General features: G+C 37.7%; 19 protein-coding genes. All 19 read right to left on the bottom strand.

Features of this window, described 5'->3' with window-relative positions:
* Positions 1-8 precede the first annotated feature (8 nt).
* Positions 9-1,055, bottom strand: coding sequence for an aspartate-semialdehyde dehydrogenase (asd, locus tag LRP84_RS01845; protein ID WP_230573506.1), 1,047 nt, complete (start codon positions 1,053-1,055; stop codon positions 9-11).
* Between the two features lie 149 nt (positions 1,056-1,204).
* Complete coding sequence (locus LRP84_RS01840; protein WP_230573505.1) at positions 1,205-1,804, bottom strand: dipicolinate synthase subunit B; 600 nt, start codon at positions 1,802-1,804, stop codon at positions 1,205-1,207.
* On the bottom strand, positions 1,801-2,703 hold the full coding sequence (gene dpaA, locus LRP84_RS01835) for a dipicolinic acid synthetase subunit A (protein ID WP_230573504.1): 903 nt from the start codon (positions 2,701-2,703) through the stop codon (positions 1,801-1,803). Before dpaA ends, LRP84_RS01840 begins: the two co-directional genes overlap by 4 nt.
* Positions 2,704-2,873: 170 nt before the next feature.
* Positions 2,874-3,125, bottom strand: a complete 252-nt coding sequence (locus tag LRP84_RS01830; protein ID WP_230573503.1) for a YlmC/YmxH family sporulation protein — start codon at positions 3,123-3,125, stop codon at positions 2,874-2,876.
* 254 nt (positions 3,126-3,379) lie between these two features.
* A complete protein-coding gene (locus LRP84_RS01825; protein WP_230573502.1) occupies positions 3,380-4,624 on the bottom strand; it encodes a M16 family metallopeptidase in 1,245 nt (414 codons plus the stop codon).
* A gap of 88 nt (positions 4,625-4,712) precedes the next feature.
* Positions 4,713-5,612: a polysaccharide deacetylase family protein gene (locus LRP84_RS01820; RefSeq protein WP_230573501.1), complete on the bottom strand. Its 900-nt coding sequence runs from the start codon at positions 5,610-5,612 to the stop codon at positions 4,713-4,715.
* Between the two features lie 273 nt (positions 5,613-5,885).
* Positions 5,886-8,024 carry a polyribonucleotide nucleotidyltransferase gene (pnp, locus tag LRP84_RS01815; RefSeq protein ID WP_230573500.1) on the bottom strand — a complete coding sequence of 713 codons (2,139 nt, stop codon included), beginning with the start codon at positions 8,022-8,024 and terminating at the stop codon, positions 5,886-5,888.
* A 160-nt stretch (positions 8,025-8,184) separates the two neighbouring features.
* Positions 8,185-8,454, bottom strand: coding sequence for a 30S ribosomal protein S15 (rpsO, locus tag LRP84_RS01810; RefSeq protein WP_020059143.1), 270 nt, complete (start codon positions 8,452-8,454; stop codon positions 8,185-8,187).
* Between the two features lie 100 nt (positions 8,455-8,554).
* Positions 8,555-9,526 carry a bifunctional riboflavin kinase/FAD synthetase gene (gene ribF / locus LRP84_RS01805; RefSeq protein ID WP_230573499.1) on the bottom strand — a complete coding sequence of 324 codons (972 nt, stop codon included), beginning with the start codon at positions 9,524-9,526 and terminating at the stop codon, positions 8,555-8,557.
* 43 nt (positions 9,527-9,569) lie between these two features.
* Positions 9,570-10,493, bottom strand: coding sequence for a tRNA pseudouridine(55) synthase TruB (truB, locus tag LRP84_RS01800; RefSeq protein WP_230573498.1), 924 nt, complete (start codon positions 10,491-10,493; stop codon positions 9,570-9,572).
* A gap of 77 nt (positions 10,494-10,570) precedes the next feature.
* The gene (rbfA, locus tag LRP84_RS01795) at positions 10,571-10,927 is read right to left on the bottom strand and encodes a 30S ribosome-binding factor RbfA (protein ID WP_035428960.1); all 357 of its coding nucleotides are present in this window, start codon (positions 10,925-10,927) and stop codon (positions 10,571-10,573) included.
* Positions 10,928-10,942: 15 nt separating this feature from the next.
* Positions 10,943-11,224, bottom strand: coding sequence for a DUF503 domain-containing protein (locus LRP84_RS01790; protein ID WP_154711815.1), 282 nt, complete (start codon positions 11,222-11,224; stop codon positions 10,943-10,945).
* Positions 11,221-13,287, bottom strand: a complete 2,067-nt coding sequence (gene infB / locus LRP84_RS01785) for a translation initiation factor IF-2 (protein WP_230573497.1) — start codon at positions 13,285-13,287, stop codon at positions 11,221-11,223. Before infB ends, LRP84_RS01790 begins: the two co-directional genes overlap by 4 nt.
* Positions 13,288-13,291: 4 nt before the next feature.
* Positions 13,292-13,603: a YlxQ family RNA-binding protein gene (locus tag LRP84_RS01780; protein WP_230573496.1), complete on the bottom strand. Its 312-nt coding sequence runs from the start codon at positions 13,601-13,603 to the stop codon at positions 13,292-13,294.
* Positions 13,604-13,876, bottom strand: coding sequence for an RNase P modulator RnpM (gene rnpM / locus LRP84_RS01775; protein ID WP_302850558.1), 273 nt, complete (start codon positions 13,874-13,876; stop codon positions 13,604-13,606). It abuts the gene before it with no gap.
* An 11-nt stretch (positions 13,877-13,887) separates the two neighbouring features.
* Complete coding sequence (nusA, locus tag LRP84_RS01770; protein ID WP_230573494.1) at positions 13,888-14,988, bottom strand: transcription termination factor NusA; 1,101 nt, start codon at positions 14,986-14,988, stop codon at positions 13,888-13,890.
* Positions 14,989-15,005: 17 nt separating this feature from the next.
* Entirely contained in the window at positions 15,006-15,476 is a 471-nt protein-coding gene (gene rimP, locus LRP84_RS01765) for a ribosome maturation factor RimP (RefSeq protein WP_230573493.1), read from the bottom strand.
* Positions 15,477-15,817: 341 nt separating this feature from the next.
* Positions 15,818-20,122 (bottom strand): PolC-type DNA polymerase III, encoded by a 4,305-nt coding sequence (locus tag LRP84_RS01760; RefSeq protein ID WP_230573492.1) that lies wholly within the window; start codon positions 20,120-20,122, stop codon positions 15,818-15,820.
* A gap of 84 nt (positions 20,123-20,206) precedes the next feature.
* Positions 20,207-21,904 carry a proline--tRNA ligase gene (locus tag LRP84_RS01755; protein ID WP_230573491.1) on the bottom strand — a complete coding sequence of 566 codons (1,698 nt, stop codon included), beginning with the start codon at positions 21,902-21,904 and terminating at the stop codon, positions 20,207-20,209.
* Positions 21,905-21,913: the final 9 nt, after the last annotated feature.

Here is a 21,913-nt window from a genome sequence, read left to right as displayed (position 1 = left end):
TTAGCCGTTTACACTAATTGTAATTTCACTAATCGTTCTGCAATTTGAACAGAGTTCCATGCAGCACCTTTTAATAAGTTATCAGATACGACCCAAAGATGGAATCCTTTATCATTGTTTAAATCTTTACGAATACGACCAACGAATACTTCGTTTTTACCAACTGCAGTTGCTGGCATTGGATATACTTGCTCTTCCGGATTATCTTGCAGTATAATTCCTTCTGCATTTGCTAATAGATTACGCAACTCTTCTACTGTTACACCTTCTTTTTCCACTTCAATGTAAACAGATTCAGAGTGACCTGATACAACTGGTAAGCGTACGCATGTTGCCGCTACTTCAAGTTCTGGCATATGCATAATTTTCTTCGTTTCATTAATCATTTTCATTTCTTCAAATGTAAAACCATTATCTTCGAACTTATCAATTTGCGGAATCACATTGAATGCAATTTGATAATGTTTTTTATCACCTTTTACAGGTAAAACATTTGCTTTTACTTCTTCGCCGTTTAAAATGGCTTGTGATTGTTCATGAAGCTCTTCAATTGCAGCAGCCCCTGCACCTGATACAGCTTGATATGTGGAAACGATTACTCGTTTTAAACCAAAGTGCTGACGAACTGGTTCGAGAGCAACTACCATTTGAATTGTAGAACAGTTTGGATTTGCAATGATTCCGTTATGTTCTAATAAATCTTTTTCGTTTACTTCTGGTACAACAAGCGGAACATTTTCTGTCATGCGGAACGCACTAGTATTATCAACGACGATTGCACCGCGCTTTGCTGCTTCTGGTGCTAATTGTTTTGATACAGATCCACCTGCACTAAAGAGTGCAATATCCACTCCTTCAAAGCTTTCAGGAGTAGCTTCTTGTACTGTTACTTCTTCTCCTTTAAATAAAAGCGTTTTGCCTGCAGAACGTTTAGATGAAAGTAACGTTAACTTTCCAATTGGAAAATCTCGTTGCTCTAAAGTATTTAACATTTGTTCACCAACTGCGCCGGTTGCTCCAACTACAGCGACATGAAAAGATTTTTTCTTTTCCATCACTATGCCCCTTTCTAGGTACCAATCCTTCTATAATTAGAATAAAAAGGAGTAACAAATACTCCTTCTAATTCTTAATAGAATTAATTTTATCATATTCTGCGATCAGAATGATGGTTTCATGAAAAAAATTGTCTGTTTTTTGTTTGTTAATTCATGTATCTGAATTTTTCTACAACTACAGGTTGCAGTTGTTTCCCTTCCATTGCTTCAACCATTGTATCTTGCAACAATTCCATACGCGCTACCATAGAATTCGGTTTATTATGCGGTGCATCTTGCCCAAACGGTACAAAATAAATATTTTTCGTTGCCATCAAACGCATCATATTCACTCCGTTTAATCCGAGAGCATCATTTGTTGAAACAGCTAATACAACAGGTTTACCATTTCTTAGTGTCGCTTTCGCTGCCATTAGTACAGGAGAATCTGTCATTGCATTTGCAAATTTACTCATCGTATTGCCTGTTAACGGAGCTATAACCATACAGTCTAGCGGAATTTTCGGACCAAGGGGCTCTGCTTTTACGATAGAGTCAATTACTTTATGACCTGTAATAGTTTCTATCTTTTCAACCCACTCTGCCCCTTCACCAAACCTCGTATTTGTCGTTTGCAATGTATACGATACAATAGGTAACACTTCGGCTCCATCTGCAACAAGCTTCTCTAAATACGGCATGACTTCTGCATACGTACAATGCGAACCTGTTAATCCAAAACCAATTCGTTTGCCTTTTACACTCATTTTTTCTTCTCCTTTCTCACTTCTATATCTGCCATTAATAAATTAGAAAGGACGTTCGCGAGAATTTGCCCTGCCGTTTTTGGTGCAACAATTCCTGGCAGTCCAGGTGCTAACAATGCTTTAATGCCTCGCTTTTCCGCATACCGGAAATCTGTTCCGCCTGGTTTAGAAGCTAAATCGATAATCAATGTATGAGCTGGCATTTTTGAAATTATACTTGCTGTTACAACAAGATACGGAATTGTATTAATTACAATATCGACATCTTGTACCTCTTGCTCTATATCTCGCATTTGAAATGGCGTAAATGTCATCTCTGTGATACGAGCGATATGTTCAGAGCGCCGGGCACCTACCTTCACTTTTGCTCCTAGCGACTGAAATGCTCTCGCTACACTCATTCCAGTTCTCCCAAACCCCAATACCATTACTTTAGAGCCATGAATTGTATAATCTGTATGTTGAATGACCATCATAATGGTCCCTTCAACCGTTGGAATTGAATTATAAATTGCCACATCATCACGATCAAACAATTTGACAAGTTTTCGATTCGTAGAAGAAGCAATTGTATCTAAGTAAGTGTTACTAATACCTGAATATATCGTAAAATGTGCTGGTGTGTTTTCAATTTGTTCTTTCGTAATGATCACTTTTTTATTAGAAAAAATTGTATCGATTTGTCCGTTTGCATCAGTTCCAGCAACCGGCAAAATGATGGCATCTAAAGAAGTAAAATCAAGATTCTGCATACTCTCTTTTGCTGCTCCTGTAAATCCATGATCAAGTTGATCAAAGCCTACTAATGAGAGTTTTGCATCAAGCTCAACTAGCTTACGAATAACTTCAAGCTGCCGTGCATCTCCTCCTATGACAGCAATATGGATATCAGTCAACATCCTTTACTTCACCTTCTTTTTCTCTCATTATAAGAAAAGCGCCTACTTTTTTCGTTTTCCTCCACATCATATGTAATGTACGAGTATAAGGTGATTGAAAAACAAAAAGTAAGGATGATTTACATCTATGGATTCTCACAATAAAAAAAGACAACCGCAATGGTTATCTTTTAAACAGGATCTGAATAATTAGCAAGATCAAAAATAATCATATCCTGCCCTACTTTTTTAATTCTACTCCACTCCACACGCACTTCTTGTTGCCCTCGTTTGAACCCTCCCCATTTCCCAACAGGAATAATGAGCGCTTGAATTTTACCATCTTTCTCATCAATCTCTAAGTCCGCATGTCCAAGTACTCCCATTCTTTCCGCACGCTGTAAATCAACAATTTCTTTCCCGCTCAATTCACTTAATCGCATTCCATCCTCTCCTTATATAACGTTCTAATTAGAAGATTTCTTTTATCCCGCTACTTTTGGGCAGTAAGACCCCACCTCAAGATTAAGAAAAAGCGAAGAAGATAGGTGGGGGATGAAGAAAACCCACACTGATGGAAGTTTCACTTTATATTAAGTACCTATTCTAGTCTTGCAAAAAAAATACCTACAAGTTTTACCCCCTTGTATATAAAAAAACCGTTTCTCCTTAATAAGAAACGGTTTCATAGACATATTTATTTTTTACTTATTCCTTTTGGAAGCTCTCCATTTGGACTAATAAGCGCTGCAGAAAACTCGTCTGTAAACATATTACGAATCAGCGTATCTACATCCGCTTTTGTAACACTGTTTACACTTTCAATAATTTCATCTAAAGAGCGGTGTTTTTTCAGCAGCAACTCATTTTTACCATTGCGGCTCATACGACTATTTGTACTTTCTAAACTTAACATAAGATTTCCTTTTAGTTGCTCTTTACTGTTAAGTAATTCTTTTTCTGTAATTCCTTTATCTTTTAGTATATCTAGTGTTTGCTGAATAGTTTCATACAGCGTATCTAGCTGCTGACTACCCGTTCCTCCGTAAATTGTTAACATCCCTGTATCTTCATAAGAAGAATGATAAGAAAATACAGAGTATGCTAACCCGCGTTGCTCACGCACTTCTTGGAACAGACGGCTACTCATGCTGCCACCTAAAATATTATTTAATACAATTAAATTATAAATACTTTTGTCACCCATCTGTAATCCTTTAAATCCTAAACATAAATGAGCTTGTTCTGTTTCTTTTTTGCGCGCTACTTTATTCGGGTGAAAAACAGGCTTATGTACTTGTTCGCGATTTGTCGTTCCTTCATAATTCCCAAAATATTGTTCGACGATTTGAACAAAGGATTCGTCAATATTACCAGCGACGGAAACAACGACATTTTCTGGCGTATAATGATCTTTTATATATTGACGAAGCGTATCACCTGTAAATGTATCAAGGGTTTGCTCTGTTCCTAAAATCGGATATGCTAGCGGATGCGTTTCATACGTCGCTTTCGTTAACATATCGTGAACAATATCATCTGGTGTATCTTCATACATTTTAATTTCTTCGAACACAACGTTCTTTTCTTTTTTCAATTCTTCTTCAACAAACGTTGAATTAAAGAACATGTCCGCTAAAATATCAAGCGCATATTTCGCATGCTCATCTAATACTTTTGCATAGTAACATGTATATTCCTTTGATGTAAACGCATTAACTTGCCCGCCAATGCTGTCGAAGGATTCTGCAATTTCTCTAGCACTACGTGTTTTCGTTCCTTTAAAAAACATGTGTTCTAAAAAGTGAGAAATCCCATTATTCTTTTCATTTTCATTTCGTGATCCCGCATGAATCCATACTCCAATTGCAACAGAACGTACTGTTGGAATATTCTCCATTACGATTCTTACTCCATTTTTACACGTATATTTTTTGATCAAATGCCTTCCTCCTATTGACAAATTCTCTGTAAAAAGATTCTATTATATAATCATAACAAGTTTAACAGCGAATGTCATGCAAATGTGTTTAATCAATACGCTTTTCGTCTACTAAAGCAGATACATTCCCTACCGTATACCCTCTCTCTTTTAGCTTTGAAATCAATGTATCAAGTGATTCTGCTGAAGAAGAAGTAGGATGCATTAAAATAATGGCACCGGGATGTACTTTACTTAACACTCGCTGTAGCAACACATGTGGTTCTGGTCGTTTCCAATCAATTGTGTCTACCGTCCACATAATGGTTCCCATTTTTAGTTTTGCAGCAGTATGGACAACATCATCACGAAAACTCCCACTTGGCGGTGCAAACCAGCGTACCTTTTGATTCGTCGCTGCTTCAATGACTTGGTTCGTTTTTTGCAATTGTTCATAAATTGCATCAACCGACAAAGTGCTCATATCAGGATGCGTATACGAATGATTTCCCACTTCCTGATTTGCATCTGCAATCATTTTTGCAAAACGTAAATTTTCTTTTACCCATCTTCCTTCTAGAAAAAAAGTTGCTGTAACCTGATGTTTTTGCAGTACTTCTAACATCCGAGAAAGATATTCGTTCCCCCAGGCAACATTAATAGTAAGCGCAACCATTTTTTTACTTGGATTCCCTCTATAAATAGGAGCGGGAGATAAATCTTCTAAATGCACTTGAGGCGATACCTCTCGATATACCAACTGTTTCTCATCAAAACTACCCTTCCTCTTCATGTTATCATAGGAAGCTCTTATATCTACTGCTTTTCCATTGTAACCTGGCGTTGCTTTCCATACTTTATCAATGCATGCATTTTGTGCTGGAATCGTATATACTTTCGCTTTTTCTTCAATCTCTTCGTACAAATGGTCTTTTGCATATGATATATGCGAATAATGCTGAGCTGAGAACAATAATATAACTATAAGTAAAATGATGCGAGTTTTCATAAAAGTACCCTCCAGTAAAATGAAACTTCTATCATTAGGCGTGACTTACATCTACCACTGCTGTTTAGTCCAATCTTACTTCTTCTCTTTCCCTAAATGTTAAAACTGGATTTACAGCTCGTTAAAGCAGAATAATAAAAATCTCCTTTTCTTATCATTGTTAATTTAAACGTTCTCGTTAAAACTATACTCTGTTATATACAAAAAAACCTCGAGATATATCCCAAGGTTTTATACATAATAAAAAAGCCAAGGAGTTCCTTGGCTTTTAGCTTATTCTTGTTCTTGTTCTTGTTCTTGTTTTGCTGCTTCTTTTTCTTGCTCTTCTTTAAGCAGTACTTTTCTAGACAAGTTTACACGACCTTGTTTGTCAATCTCGATAACTTTTACTGAAATCTCATCACCGATTTTCACAACATCTTCTACTTTGCCTACACGCTCAAGTGCTAGTTCAGAGATATGAACAAGACCGTCTTTCCCACTGAATAATTCAACGAAAGCACCGAATTTTTCAATTCGTTTTACTTTTCCTAAGTAAATTTCACCCACTTGTACTTCACGAACGATATCTTCGATAATTTTCTTCGCTTTTTCATTCATTTCTTGATCAATAGATGAAATAAAGACTGTACCATCTTGTTCAATATCAATTTTCACGCCTGTTTCTTCAATAATCTTGTTAATTTGCTTTCCGCTTGGTCCAATAACGTCACGGATTTTATCTGGATTGATTGTCATTGTAACAATCTTAGGAGCATATTGAGATAACTCTGTACGAGGCTCAGCAATAACAGATAACATATGATCTAGAATGTGCATGCGTCCAACTTTCGCTTGTTGCAATGCTTCTTCTAAAATTTCACGAGATAAACCCTCAATTTTAATATCCATTTGAAGTGCTGTTACACCTTTAGCTGTACCTGCTACTTTAAAGTCCATATCACCTAAGTGATCTTCCATACCTTGGATATCTGTTAAAATTGTGTAGTGTTCACCAGACTTCACAAGTCCCATTGCAATACCAGCAACTGGTGCTTTCAGTGGAACACCTGCATCCATCATCGCTAATGTACTTCCGCAAATACTTGCTTGTGAAGTAGAACCATTTGATTCTAATACTTCTGATACGAGACGAACTGTATATGGGAAGTCTTTTTCGGATGGAATAACTGGCTCAAGAGCACGCTCACCTAATGCACCATGACCGATTTCACGACGACCTGGACCACGCATTGGTCTTGTTTCTCCGACACTAAAGGACGGGAAGTTATAATGATGCATAAAGCGTTTTGATTCTTCTACACCAAGACCATCTAAAATTTGTACATCGCCTAATGCACCTAACGTACAAATACTTAGTGCTTGCGTTTGTCCACGTGTAAATAAACCAGAACCATGCGTACGAGATAAAATTCCTACCTCTGATGCTAAAGGACGAATTTCATCAGCTTTACGACCATCCGGACGTACTTTTTCAACTGTAATAAGACGACGTACTTCTTCTTTTACAATTTTATATAAAATCTCACTTACTTGTCCTAATGTTTCTGCATCAGCTTCATTCGCTTCATAATGCTCAATTACACGTTTTTTCACTTCATTAATTGCATCTTCACGTGCATGTTTCTCATGAACTTGGATAGCAGCAAGCATATCTTTTTCTGCCATTTCACGTACATCTTGGTTGATTGTAGCGTCAACTTCATACAGTTTAACTTCTGTTTTCTCTTTACCAACTGCTTGTACAATCTCTTCTTGGAAAGCGATTAAGCGTTTAATCTCATCATGACCGAACATAATTGCTTCTAACATTGTTTCTTCAGGTACTTGATCTGCACCTGCTTCTACCATGTTAATAGCATCTTTTGTTCCAGCAACAACAAGGTGAATATCACTTTTCTCTTGTTGTTCAACTGTTGGATTAATAATAAACTCTCCATCAATACGACCAACTGTCGCACCAGCGATTGGACCTTCAAACGGAACATCTGAAATCGATAACGCTAATGAAGAACCAAGCATAGCTGCCATTTCTGAAGAGCAATCTTGATCCACACTCATAACGATGCTGACAACTTGTACTTCATTACGGAAGCCATCAGCAAAAAGAGGACGAATTGGACGATCGATTAAACGGCTCGCTAAGATTGCTTTTTCACTTGGACGACCTTCACGTTTAATAAAACCGCCTGGAATTTTCCCTACTGCATATAAACGCTCTTCATAGTTTACTGTTAATGGGAAAAAATCTACATTTTTTGCCTCTTTTGATGCAGTTGCTGTAGATAGAACCGCTGTGTCGCCATATCTTACTAATACTGCTCCATTTGCTTGCTTTGCAAGCTGACCTGTTTCAATTGTTAGCTGACGACCAGCCAAATCTATCGAGAAGACTTGCTTTTCGTGACTCATTTAAGTACCCCTCTCAATTTAAAGTATTCAGTTCTTCTATGTAAATGAATAATATATCACAATATTCTTCCTCTAGTATTACCGAAAATTCAGTAAGCTATCAAGAGTCGAAGATATATTTTTACCTAACAAAAAAGCGGGAATATTCCCGCTTTTTCGACTATCGACGTAATCCAAGCTTTGTGATTAGTTCACGGTAGCGAGTAATGTCATTGTTACGAAGGTAAGTAAGTAAGTTACGACGTTTACCAACCATCTTTAAAAGACCGCGACGTGAATGATGATCTTTCTTGTGAGTACGTAAGTGCTCATTTAGAGTGTTAATTTGCTCCGTTAGGACAGCAACTTGAACTTCTGGAGAACCAGTATCAGTCTCATGAGTTCTAAATTGTGCAATGATTTCGTTTTTACGCTCTTGTGTTAAAGCCATCCTATTTCACCTCCTAAGTAATAAATCCCCAGTTACCTAGCAAACGTCGGTGAGTCGTAATGCCAAGCAATGGTTATTGTAAAGTACATAAGATAGAATACTACTTTTCATTAGAAAAAGCAAGTATATTATTTGCACGGCTAAAATAATCTTCTGCTATTCTTTTATCTTTTGCAATTTGTGCAACTAACTCATCAATACCATTGAACTTTTTTTCTTCGCGAATTCGCATATACCACTCTACAACAACAGACTCATCATATATATCACGCTGAAATTCAAAAAGATGCACTTCAATAGAAAGCTGCTTTTCATTTTCCTTAAAAGTCGGTTTATATCCGATATTACATACACCTTCATGCCACTCATCATTTACTTTCATTCGAACAGCGTATACACCAACAGGTGGCAAAAGATATGCATCATTTAAAGCGACATTTGCTGTCGGAAAACCAATTTGGCGTCCTCGCTTATCTCCATGAACAACTATCCCTTCAACAGTATACAGTCTGCCTAAAATAGATGGAATTTGTTCCATTTCTCCGCTACGAATATGTTTTCGCAATAATGTGGAACTTACTTTTTCTTCTTGAAATTCTACTTTTTCAATCACGGTTTGTGTAAACTCCCCTCTTGCATGAAATGGCAAAGTTTCCATCGTCCCTTTTCCTAAACGTCCGTATGAATAATCAAAACCAGCTACAACATGCCTTGCATTCAGCCCAATGATATAATCATCTACAAATTGTTGTGGCAATAGATTTGCAAATGCTTCGTCAAATTTCACAACATATAAAATATCAATTCCTAAACTTGCAATCACTTTTTCTTTGCTTCGTAAAGGCGTAATATACTCCACATGCGCTTCCTTTTTCCCTAATACAACAGACGGATGCGGATGAAAAGTCATAACAGCACTTTTAAACCCTCGTTCTTCCGCCACCTTTTTTGCAGTGCGAATGACACGTTGATGACCTAAGTGAATACCATCAAAATACCCTAATGCCATCACAGTAGGCTCTATTTCCACTTTGTTTAATGCATGAGGATGAGTTAAATGAATGAGTTTCACGCTTGAATTCACCTTTTTCTATAATAATCCTTCTAATTATTCATTATAGCTGTAATTCTTGATTATTCACAAGTACTTTCATTGGTTTCAACATACCTGGAAGTTTTGGATGATGTTCATAAATCGCTAAGCAGCGTTCATTTTCATCAAAGACCGTAATAAATGGCGCTATCAATTGCTCTTTATTCGGTAAGAACATGCCATTCTTCACTTTTTCTGCTTGTTCTTCATCGACAACCACTTTCGGAAACTTATGTAAAGCTTCATCAATGGAAATGAAGATAGACTCTACTGTTCCATTTTGCACGTTTTGCTCAATTTCTTCAAATGATATGCAATCTTCTAAGTTAAACTCTCCTGATGCTGTTCGTACAAGATCTGACATATGCGCTGGAAATCCAAGCTTTTCCCCAATCATCACAGCTAATGTTCTCACGTATGTCCCTTTGCTACAAGTCACTCGAAAACGGAAGGAAACTGTTGCACCCTCAAACACCTCACGGTCATCAAGTAAAGTAAAGTCATGAATTGTAATTGTACGAACTGGACGCTCTACTTCTATTCCCGCCCTTGCATATTCATATAATTTCTTTCCATTCACTTTTACAGCTGAGTACATCGGTGGTACTTGTTCAAGTGTTCCCGTTAACTCTGCTAATACAGATTCTACTTCTTTACGTGTAATAATACGACTTACGTCCTGTTTTTCAACAATTTCACCTGAAGCATCTTCTGTAGTTGTCGAAAAGCCTAGCGTGACTTCACCTTCATATGTTTTTGTTTCACTCGTTAAAAACTGTGCAATTTTTGTAGCACGTCCTACACAAATCGGTAATACACCTGTCACATCCGGGTCTAAAGTTCCTGTATGCCCTATGCGTTTCTCTCTTAATATTTTTCTTAACTTAAATACGCAATCATGCGATGTCATCCCTTTTGGTTTATGTAATAGCAATACACCTTCCATATGTTCACCTCATCATTATACTTTTTTATGTAAAACTTATTTGACATTGAAAAAATGGATAGACAAGTGTCTATCCATTATTCTTCACGTTTACCGTCTTTATTAATTTCGTGTAAAAGCGTATCAATTCGATGACCATATCCAATCGATTCATCAAATTCAAAGGAGATTTCAGGTGTTTTCCGAAGACGAATACGTTGTCCAATTTCAGAACGAATAAAGCCTTTTGCCTTCGCTAAGCCCTTTAACGTATTTTCTTTCTGCTCTTCGTCTCCTAAAACAGAAATATATACTTTGGCAATCTGTAAATCCCCACTTACTTGCACATCTGTTACCGTCACAAAACCGATACGTGGATCTTTAATTTTGCGACTGATAATTTCGCCTAATTCTTTCTTCATTTGCTCGCCCACGCGATTTGCACGTAGCTTCATAACTAATCACCTCATTCAATACCATTCCAATTGTGTTATCGTACGTTCAATCTCAGGAAATGAGTCAATATACGCAAGTACACGATTCATTTCTTTTTCGCAGACAACACGATTTGAGGATACGGAAACGATTGCAATTTCTGTACGTTGCCATACATCCTGGTGTCCAACTTCTGAAACAGATACATTGTACCTTTGTTTCACACGAGTTAAAATACGCTGTAAAATTGCTCGTTTCTCTTTTAAAGAATGCACATCATAAATCATACACTCAAATGAGAGTGAAGCGATAATCATCGCTTCACTTCTTCCATAATGTACGCCTCAATGATGTCCCCTTCTTTAAGATCATTATATCTTTCAATTGTGATACCACACTCATAGTTTTGTGCAACTTCTTTTACGTCATCTTTGAAACGTTTTAACGTATCAAGCTGTCCTTCGAAAATAACTACGCCATCACGAATGATACGTACGCCGCTATCACGTGTGATTTTACCATCAGTTACGTAACAGCCTGCAATTGTTCCAACTTTCGTTACTTTAAACGTTTGACGAACTTCTGCTTGACCAATTACTTTTTCTACGAATTCAGGATCTAGCATACCTTGCATTGCTGCTTCGATTTCTTCGATTACTTTATAAATAATACGGTGCAAACGAATATCAACGTTTTCTAATTCAGCTGTACGTTTCGCATTGACATCAGGACGTACGTTAAATCCGATTACGATTGCATTAGATGCAGAAGCTAAAATAATATCAGATTCTGTAATTGCACCTACGCCAGTATGGATGATTTTCACTTTTACGCCTTCAACATCAATTTTACGAAGTGATGCTGCCATTGCTTCTACAGAACCTTGTACATCTGCTTTCACAATCAAGTTAATTTCTTTTACATCGCCTTCTTGAATTTGTTGGAATAAATCTTCAAGGCTTAATTTAGATTTTTCACCGCGCTGTGCAACCAATGCTTGTTGTGCACGTGATTCACCGATTTGACGCGCTTTCTTCTCATCAGCAAATGCCATAAAGCGATCGCCTGCTTGTGGTACTTCGTTTAAGCCTGTAATTTCAACAGGAGTAGACGGACCAGCAACTTTTACACGACGACCAATATCATTTACCATCGCACGAACACGGCCGAATGATGTACCAACAACGATTGGGTCTCCTACTCGAAGTGTACCGTTTTGAACAAGTAATGTCGCGATTGTTCCTTTACCTTTATCAAGCTGTGCTTCGATTACTGTACCAGTTGCATAGCGATTTGGATTTGCCTTATATTCTTCTACTTCACTTACAAGAAGAATCATTTCTAACAAGTTGTCAATTCCTTCACCTTTAATGGCAGAGATTGGTACGAAGATTGTATCGCCGCCCCAAGCTTCTGGAACTAACTCATATTCAGTTAACTCTTGCATTACACGGTCTGGATTTGCTGATGGTTTATCCATTTTATTCACAGCAACAATAATTGGTACTCCAGCTGCTTTCGCGTGGTTAATCGCTTCAACTGTTTGTGGCATAACACCGTCATCAGCTGCTACAACTAGAATTGTAATATCCGTAACTTGCGCACCGCGTGCACGCATTGTTGTAAATGCTGCGTGACCTGGTGTATCTAGGAACGTAATTTTTTTGTCGTTTACTTCAACTTGGTATGCACCGATATGCTGAGTAATTCCGCCCGCTTCACCAGCAGTTACTTTTGAATTACGAATAGAGTCAAGTAATGTTGTTTTACCATGGTCAACGTGTCCCATAATTGTAACAACAGCCGGACGTTCTTTTAAGTTTTCTTCATCGTCTTGCTCGTCCATAAACGTTTCAAATTCTGTTTCACTAACAATCACTTCTTCTTCTACTTCAATACCGTAATCACTAGCAATTAGCTCAATTGTTTCTTTATCTAAATCTTGGTTAATTGTTGCCATGATTCCAAGCATAAAGAGCTTTTTAATAATTTCGGATGGCTCTTTACTTAATTTTTTTGCCAATTCGCCTACAGCAAGTGTACCAGCGAAAGTGATTTTATCTGGTGTTTCTACCGTTTGCGTTTGTTGTCTTCCAGCAAAGTTTTCTTGACGTTTGTCTTGATTCCCTTTACCTTTTTTCTTATTCTTATTGCTATTCTTTTTACTACGAACAACTTTTTCTTCTACTTCAAACTCATCTGCAACAGAAGTTTTTTCTGCTCCATCATTATATTGATTATCTAACTTGTTTACTACTTCATCATCTAACATCGCCATATGATTCGAAACCTCAATATTCATTTCTTTTAGTTTTGTAATAATATCTTTACTTGAGATATTGTGCTTTTTTGCATATTCATATACTCGAATTTTGCTCATACCTTCACCCCCGGTAAGTTGTATCGAGCATGCTAAGCAGCTTCTTAGCAAAGCCGTCATCTAACACCGCTACAACGACTCGTTCTTCTCTCCCAATCGCATGCCCTAACTCTTGTCGATTTTCGACTTTTCTCATTGGTACGTTGTAGAACGTTGTTTTGTCCGTAATGCGCTTTGTTGTATTCGCTGACGCATCTTCAGAAAGCAATACGAGCCTCGCTTTACCGCCTCGAACTTCTTTTAAAACAAGCTCTTCACCCGATATAATCTTTCGGGCTCGATTAGCTAGCCCTAAAAATGATTTCCAATTGGACACTTACTTCGACTCCTTCTCAACAAGCTCGATTAGCTCTTCATAAAGAGAGTCATTAATTTTCGCTTTTAAGTGATGTTCCAAAATATTCTTCTTTTTCGCCTGGGAAATGCATTCTTTATCTTTTGACAAGTATGCACCGCGTCCTGATTGTTTGCCTGTCAAATCAATAGAAACGTCACCCTCTTTGGAACGAACAATGCGAATGAGCTCGCGTTTTGATTTCATCTCTTGTGTTACAACACATTTTCGTAACGGAACTTTTCGATTGCTCACGTTCATCACCTCTATTCGATTTCGTCTTCAGCAGAATCGAATGCGATCATCATATCTTCTTCTGTTAAAAGTCCTAGTTGTTTCGCATCAGACTCACTTTTAATATCAATTTTCCAGCCAGTTAACTTCGCTGCAAGTCGCGCATTTTGACCACGCTTACCAATCGCTAAAGAAAGCTGATGATCTGGAACAATTACAGTGGTTGCTTTTTCTTCTTCGTTTACAAGCACTTTTACAACTTGTGATGGACTCAATGAATTTGCTACATATTCAACTGGATCATTTGACCAGCGAACAATATCAATTTTTTCACCTTTTAGCTCATCTACAATGCGTTGTACACGTTGTCCTTTCGGCCCTACACAAGAACCTACTGGATCTACATCGATGTTTTCAGAGTACACAGAGATTTTAGAACGATCTCCAGCTTCACGTGCTACAGAACGAATTTCTACAGTTCCATCATAAATCTCTGGCACTTCAATTTCAAACAGACGCTTTAAAAGACCTGGATGTGTACGAGATACATAAATTTGTGGCCCTTTTGTTGTTTTCTCTACTTTTGTAATGAAAACACGAATGCGATCATGCGGTTTATATTGTTCGTTAGGCATTTGCTCACTTACAGGTAAAAGCGCTTCTACTTTTCCTAAACTTACATAAATAAAGCGAGCATCTTGACGTTGTACAATACCAACCATAATGTCTTCTTCACGATCGCTAAACTCAGAATAAATAACGCCACGCTCTGCCTCGCGTACACGTTGCGTCACAACTTGTTTTGCTGTTTGTGCTGCAATACGTCCGAAATCTTTGGGCGTAACTTCAAGTTCTAATACATCGCCCTCTTGATAGTTTGGATTAATTTGTCTCGCTTTTTCAACAGAAATTTCAAGACGTGGATCAAATACATTTTCCACTACATCTTTACGCGCTAATACTTGAATAGTTCCAACTTCAGGGTTGAAGCTAACGCGAACATTTTGCGCTTGGTTAAAATTTCGTTTATAAGCAGAGATTAAAGCTGCTTCAATAGCATCAATAATAATATCTTTGCTTATACCTTTTTCTTGTTCTAATACGAGCAAAGCATCTAACAACTCAGTGCTCATGAGGATCCCCCTTCTTACTAAAACGTAACTGCAAGTCGCGCATTGGCAACTTTATCCATTGGAATTTGGATTTCTTTTTTACGTGTTTTAATTGTTAATAGTAATGTGATTGTTGTTCCATCGTACGCGAGTAGTTTTCCTTCAAACATTTTCTCACCATCGATTGGCTCATATGTTTTAATCGCAACTTGTTTTTCTACTGCTTGATGGAAATCTTTTTCTTTCTTTAATGGACGCTCCGCTCCTGGAGAGGATACATCTAAAAAGTAAAGATGAGGAATCGGATCCTCTTTATCTAAAGCTTCACTTAATCGCTCACTTACCGCACCACATTCCTCAATATCTACTCCTGTATCAGAGTCAATGGATACGCGTAAAAACCAATCTTTTCCTTCTTTCACATACTCTACATCTACAAGCTCAAGACCAAGCTCTTCGACAATTGGCTGCGCAAGTGCTTCAACAACTTCTGTAACTTTCTTATCCATAAACAGCCTCCTTTCTGCCGCCATGTACCGTTTGAAAGATTTCACTCTGCGTACAGTTAACCAACGCAGCTTGTATATTCTTTCTCGTTAGCTAACAAAAGCCCCTGCCAATAAGCAGGGAATATCTGTCTTAGTATTACCAAATTTAAGAAGTAAAACTTGTAACAAAATATGTATATACGACAGAAGCGCCTCATCTATCGTCTTGGCGCAGAAACATAGATAGTAACACGAAAGAGTGGGTTTCCCCACTCTTTTTTTAAAAAAATATACATGACATGGTTATCTCGCTTACTAGTATAGCATAGCAACCATGGTTTTGCAAAGACTTTTCCTACCTATTAGAACAGAGATAGCTGGTTTTGATCCGGTAGTTCTCCTAAACAACCTTGACTGTCTAAATACTCAATAATTGTTTTTGAAATCTTACTGCGCTGCTGTAAATCCTCTTTCGATAAGAACTCGCCATTTTCACGTGCTGCTACGATATTCAACGCAGCATTTGTACCAAGACCAGGTATTGCATTAAATGGTGGAATCAATGTATCCCCATCAATAATAAAATCACTTGCACTAGAGCGATATAAATCAACCTTTTGAAATGAGTAACCACGTTCACACATCTCTAGCGTCATCTCTAATACTGTTAGTAAACTTTTCTCTTTCGGCGATGCATCTAATCCTTTTTGCGTAATTTCATCAATTTTAGCACGGATAGATGCTGAACCTTTTACCATTGCATCTAAATCAAAATCATCTGCACGAACTGTGAAATATGCCGCATAAAACAAGAGCGCAAAATGCACTTTGAAATATGCGATGCGCACAGCCATTAGGACATATGCTGCCGCATGGGCCTTCGGGAACATGTACTTAATCTTTTTACATGAATCAATATACCATCCTGGCACATTATTATTACGCATTTCCTCTTCCCACTCTGGAGGCACACCTTTCCCCTTACGTACAGATTCCATAATTTTAAATGCCAAGGACGGTTCTAAACCTTGGTAAATTAAATACACCATAATATCATCACGACAACCAATTACTTCACTCAGTGTACATGTACCGTCATAGATTAACTCATTTGCGTTTCCGAGCCATACATCTGTGCCGTGTGATAATCCAGAAATTTGAACAAGCTCAGAGAATGTCGTTGGCTTTGTTTCCTCTAACATTTGACGAACGAATTTTGTACCAAATTCCGGGATACCAAGTGTACCTGTTTTACAGTTAATTTGTTCTTCTGTTACGCCGAGCGATTCTGTACCTGAGAAAATTTTCATTACTTCTGGATCATCAGTCGGAATTGTTTTTGGATCCACTCCACTTAAATCTTGAAGCATACGAATAACTGTCGGATCATCGTGTCCAAGTATATCAAGTTTTAATAAATTATCATGAATAGAATGGAAATCAAAATGTGTTGTTCTCCACTCCGCATCTAAAGAATCTGCTGGATATTGAATAGGTGTAAAATCGAAGACATCCATGTAATCTGGGACTACGATAATACCACCTGGATGCTGTCCCGTCGTTCTCTTAACACCTGTACAACCCGCTACAAGGCGATCCACTTCTGCTCCTCGTATCGTTAAATTATGATCTGATGCATAGCCTTTCACATAACCATACGCCGTTTTTTCAGCAACTGTACCAATTGTTCCGGCACGATATACATTATCTTCACCAAACAGCACTTTCGTATAGTTATGAGCGCGAGGTTGATATTCTCCCGAGAAGTTCAAATCAATATCCGGAACCTTATCTCCTTTAAAGCCTAGGAAGGTTTCGAACGGAATATCATGGCCATCTTTTTTATATGCAGTTCCGCAGTTTGGACAATCTTTATCAGGTAAATCAAATCCAGAACCGACTGAACCATCATTAAAAAACTGTGAATGTTTACAATTTGGACAAACATAATGTGGTGGCAAAGGATTTACCTCTGTAATCTCCATCATTGTCGCAACAAATGACGAACCAACCGAACCACGTGAGCCAACAAGATAGCCATCAACAAGAGATTTCTTTACTAACTTATGTGAAATCAAATAAATAACAGCAAATCCATGTCCAATAATACTTTTCAATTCTTTTTCCAAACGGGCTTCTACAATTTCTGGAAGTTCATCCCCGTAAATACTCCGCGCCATTTCGTAACTCATATCCCGCGTTTCATCGTCTGCACCTTCAATTTTTGGAGTGTAAAGGTCATCTTTTACAGGCTTTACTTCACCGATCATCGATGCGATTTTTTTCGTATTGGTTACAACAAGTTCTTTTGCTTTCTCTTCTCCTAAGAAGGAGAAGCAATCTAGCATTTCATCTGTTGTTCTGAAATATACAGGCGGCAATGAATGACGATTTAATGGGTTTGCTCCACCTTGCGAACTTACTAAAATTTTACGATACATTGCATCTTCAGGATTTAGATAATGAACATTCCCGGTTGCAACAACAGGCTTATCTAACGTTTCACCTAACTTTACTAAGTTAGAAATAATTGTTTTCAATTGACCCTCATCACGAACGAACTCAAGCTCCACCAAATGTCGTAACACCTCTGGAGGCATAACCTCGATGTAGTCATAAAACTGTGCAATTTCCTCTACTTCTTCTGGTGCCTTTTGCATCATCGCTTCAAATACTTCGCCTTTATCACAAGCTGTACCAACTAATATACCTTCGCGATACTTCTTTAATAAAGAACGCGGAATACGCGGTACACGGTAGAAGTATTGAAGATGAGCGTAAGAAACAAGTTTATATAAGTTCTTCAGCCCTTCATCCGATGTTGCAAGCAGCGTCACATGACTTGGACGTCCACGTTTATATGCATCACCTTGTCCCATACTGTCATTTAACTGATCGTGATATTCAAATCCTTTTTCGATTACACTTTTTAGCATTTTCACAAGCAAATAACCAGTTGCTTCTGTATCATAAATGGCACGGTGATGTTGTGTTAATTCAATATCAAGCTTTTTACATAACGTATTTAAACGATGATTTTTCATCTCTGGAAATAAGAAACGCGCCAACTCTAACGTATCGATAACTGGGTTTTTCGTTTTTTCTAGACCACTTTTCTTAAATCCAACATTTAAGAACCCCATATCAAAGCTTGCATTATGAGCGACAAGTGTGTGATTACCCATCCACTGTTCAAACTTTTTAAACACTTCTTCTACTTCTGGTGCATCCGTTAACATATCGTCTGTAATACCTGTTAATTCGATGATTGTTGCTGATAAAGGTTGATGTGGATTTGCAAAGGATTCAAAACGATCGATAATTTCTCCACCTTTTACTTTCACAGCAGCAAGCTCAATAACCGTATCATATACAGCTGATAACCCTGTCGTCTCAACGTCGAATACAACATATGTCTCATCAGCAAGTAGTCGATGTTCTTCATTATACGCAATTGGTACACCATCATTAACAAGGTTCGCTTCTACACCAAAAATCACTTTAATTCCTGCTTTTTTCCCAGCAGAATACGCCTCAGGAAAAGCTTGTGCAACAGCATGATCTGTCACCGCTATTGCTTCATGTCCCCATTTTGCCGCTTGACTTACAAGTGTCGATACAGATGTTACAGCATCCATTTGACTCATCGGAGTATGCATATGAAGCTCTACCCTTTTTTCTCCCTCAGGTGCTTTATCTTTCCGAGACGGCCCTGTTATTTCATTAATATCGTTTGCAATCATGACCAAGTCTCGAACAAACGTATCGTTTTGAACGGATCCACGCGCTTTTACCCACATTCCTTTTTTCAATGATTGCAAAAGCGGAATATCTTCTTTATCGCGTGAGAACATTTTAATCATAATGGAATCGGTATAATCAGTTATCTTTAATGTCAATAACGTACGCCCGCTTCGCAGTTCTTTCGTTTCAACATCAAATACATAACCTTGTACTGTTTTTCTTCTTTCCTCATCTTGAATTTCACGAAGTGGTGTAATTTCTTCATCAGGCTTAATCAAGTAGCCAAGAACAATAGGTCCCTCATGCACCATTTCATTTTGTTCTTCCGCTTGTCGTTTTGCCATTTCTTCCATCGCTTGCATTACACGCTGACGATCTTCTTGCTTTGTTTGCTCACGAAATTTTTGAACTTCCTCATCATTTTGCTTTACATTTGTTTCAAGCTGAAAACGCGGAAACCCAAACACCTCATATTGATCTCCAATTGGTTTCGCAAGATTTTTCTTAACCGTCTGTGCTTCTAAATCGTTATTTACATCTAATAATAATTTCACACCATTCGTTTGAGGCGGCTTCTCTTTTAAATAAGCAAACATTGGAGAAAATGTAATTTTATTTGTACAAATTGGCCAATATGCTTGGACATCTGCTTCTGTATAGTTCTTATTTTCTGTTTCTAACATAAACGATGTTTTCGCAATATGTGAAAATGACCTTTGCAATTGCGCTTCTAATAATTCATATACTTGCGCTGGTAAAATACGTGAAACTTGCAAATAAAAACACCAGCTCTTATTCACTTTATCAACAAGTAATTTTTGAATACCGCCACCTTGCAAATATTCATTTACAAGATTTTCAGGAATTTGTAATTGCTCAAGCAAAATTTGAAAACGCTCTTGTTGTTCGTTTGTTAACGACATATGCAGCCTCCTTTCATCATATCAAGAAACTTCCATTGCTCTTCTCATAGCAAGAGAAGGTACCTCATAGCGAGGTACCTCTTCTTATTTTAAAATATTAGCAATGTATGTGTGAAGTTCTTCTACTTTCACTTCTGCAGATTCATTTGTTGCACGTACTTTTACTTCGACAATGCCTTCATCGGCTTTTTTACCAACTGTTACTCGAACTGGAAGACCAAATAAGTCTGCATCAGCAAATTTTACGCCTGCACGTTCTGCACGGTCATCTAATAATACTTCATACCCTTGCTCTTGTAATGAATTGTAGATATTTTCACCGACTTCACGCTGTGCATCAGATTTCATATTTACTGGAATCACATGTACATGGAATGGCGCAACTGCCTTTGGCCAAACTAAGCCGTTCTCATCATTAAATTGCTCAGCGATCGCTGCAACTGTACGAGATACACCAATTCCGTAGCAACCCATAATAATCGGTTGTGTTTTACCATTTTCATCCAAGAATGTCGCATTCATAGATTCACTATAGCGTGTACCAAGTTTAAATACATGTCCCACTTCAATACCGCGAGCAAAGCGAATTGTTCCCTTGCCGTCTGGAGAAAGGTCTCCTTCTTGGATGAAACGTAAATCTGTGTATTGGCTTACTTTAAAGTCACGTTCTGGGTTTACATTCACGTAATGGAAACCTTCTTCATTTGCTCCGCAACATCCATTTACGATAGTTTGTATAGCATGATCAGCAATTACTTCTACTCCTGTTACACCAATTGGACCTAAAGAGCCGACTTCACAGTTTAATAAATCTTTTACTTCTTCATGAGATGCAAGTTCAACAACAGAAGCACCGAATAGGTTTTTCACCTTAACATCGTTTACTTCATGGTCTCCGCGAACAAGAGCAACAATAAATTTCTCGTCTACTTTAAAGACCATAGACTTAATACAATTTGATGCCTCAATATTTAAGAACGCAGATACTTCTTCAATTGATTTTTGATCTGGCGTTGCTACTTTTTCAAGCTCTTTTTCTACTTCATCGCTCTTTTCATAAGAAGCAATAACAGGTGCCATCTCAATATTTGCAGCATAATCAGATGTATCAGAATATGCAATTGTATCTTCTCCTACATCTGATAACACCATAAATTCATGTGTATCTTTTCCGCCCATTGCTCCAGAGTCAGCGATAACAGCACGGAAGTTTAAACCACAACGTGTGAAAATGTTAGAGTACGCTTGGAAAAGACGATTATACACTTCATCTAAACTCTCTTGCGTCGCGTGGAAGGAATATGCATCCTTCATTAAAAACTCTCTTCCGCGTAGCAAACCAAAACGAGGTCGCTGTTCATCACGGAATTTTGTTTGAATTTGATAAAGTGTTAAAGGTAATTTTTTATATGACTTAATTTCATCACGTACAAGATCCGTAATAACTTCTTCATGTGTTGCTCCTAACGCAAACTCACGATTATTCCGATCATTCATACGCATTAATTCTGAACCATATGAATACCAGCGTCCAGATTCTTGCCATAATTCAGCTGCTTGAAGAGCTGGCATTAACAATTCTATTGCACCAGCCTTCTCCATTTCTTCGCGAACAATATGCTCTACTTTATGCAATACTTTCAGACCAAGCGGTAAAAAACTATATATACCCGAAGCATTTTGACGCATAAATCCTGCGCGTAGTAGAAGCTGATGGCTTTTAATTTCCGCATCAGCTGGTACTTCACGCAATGTAGGACTAAATATCATACTTTGTTTCATTTCATAGCA

Origin of the sequence: Bacillus rhizoplanae, assembly GCF_917563915.1 — a bacterium.
GTDB lineage: Bacteria > Bacillota > Bacilli > Bacillales > Bacillaceae_G > Bacillus_A > Bacillus_A rhizoplanae.
The sequence above is the reverse complement of the archived record's forward strand: the minus strand, read 5'-3'. Positions and strand labels throughout refer to the sequence as shown.

Bases quoted from the DNA above. Each gene is read 5' to 3' on its own strand.
- truB (WP_230573498.1), bottom strand. From the start codon at position 10,493: ATGGAAGGTGTATTGCTATTACATAAACCAAAAGGGATGACATCGCAT.
- LRP84_RS01840 (WP_230573505.1), bottom strand. From the start codon at position 1,804: ATGAGTGTAAAAGGCAAACGAATTGGTTTTGGATTAACAGGTTCGCAT.
- dpaA (WP_230573504.1), bottom strand. From the start codon at position 2,703: ATGTTGACTGATATCCATATTGCTGTCATAGGAGGAGATGCACGGCAG.
- rimP (WP_230573493.1), bottom strand. From the start codon at position 15,476: ATGGATAAGAAAGTTACAGAAGTTGTTGAAGCACTTGCGCAGCCAATT.
- nusA (WP_230573494.1), bottom strand. From the start codon at position 14,988: ATGAGCACTGAGTTGTTAGATGCTTTGCTCGTATTAGAACAAGAAAAA.
- LRP84_RS01820 (WP_230573501.1), bottom strand. From the start codon at position 5,612: ATGAAAACTCGCATCATTTTACTTATAGTTATATTATTGTTCTCAGCT.
- rbfA (WP_035428960.1), bottom strand. From the start codon at position 10,927: ATGAAGCTACGTGCAAATCGCGTGGGCGAGCAAATGAAGAAAGAATTA.
- LRP84_RS01790 (WP_154711815.1), bottom strand. From the start codon at position 11,224: ATGATTATCGCTTCACTCTCATTTGAGTGTATGATTTATGATGTGCAT.
- asd (WP_230573506.1), bottom strand. From the start codon at position 1,055: ATGGAAAAGAAAAAATCTTTTCATGTCGCTGTAGTTGGAGCAACCGGC.
- rpsO (WP_020059143.1), bottom strand. From the start codon at position 8,454: ATGGCTTTAACACAAGAGCGTAAAAACGAAATCATTGCACAATTTAGA.
- LRP84_RS01755 (WP_230573491.1), bottom strand. From the start codon at position 21,904: ATGAAACAAAGTATGATATTTAGTCCTACATTGCGTGAAGTACCAGCT.
- infB (WP_230573497.1), bottom strand. From the start codon at position 13,287: ATGAGCAAAATTCGAGTATATGAATATGCAAAAAAGCACAATATCTCA.
- LRP84_RS01830 (WP_230573503.1), bottom strand. From the start codon at position 3,125: ATGCGATTAAGTGAATTGAGCGGGAAAGAAATTGTTGATTTACAGCGT.
- LRP84_RS01760 (WP_230573492.1), bottom strand. From the start codon at position 20,122: ATGTCGTTAACAAACGAACAACAAGAGCGTTTTCAAATTTTGCTTGAG.
- pnp (WP_230573500.1), bottom strand. From the start codon at position 8,024: ATGAGTCACGAAAAGCAAGTCTTCTCGATAGATTTGGCTGGTCGTCAG.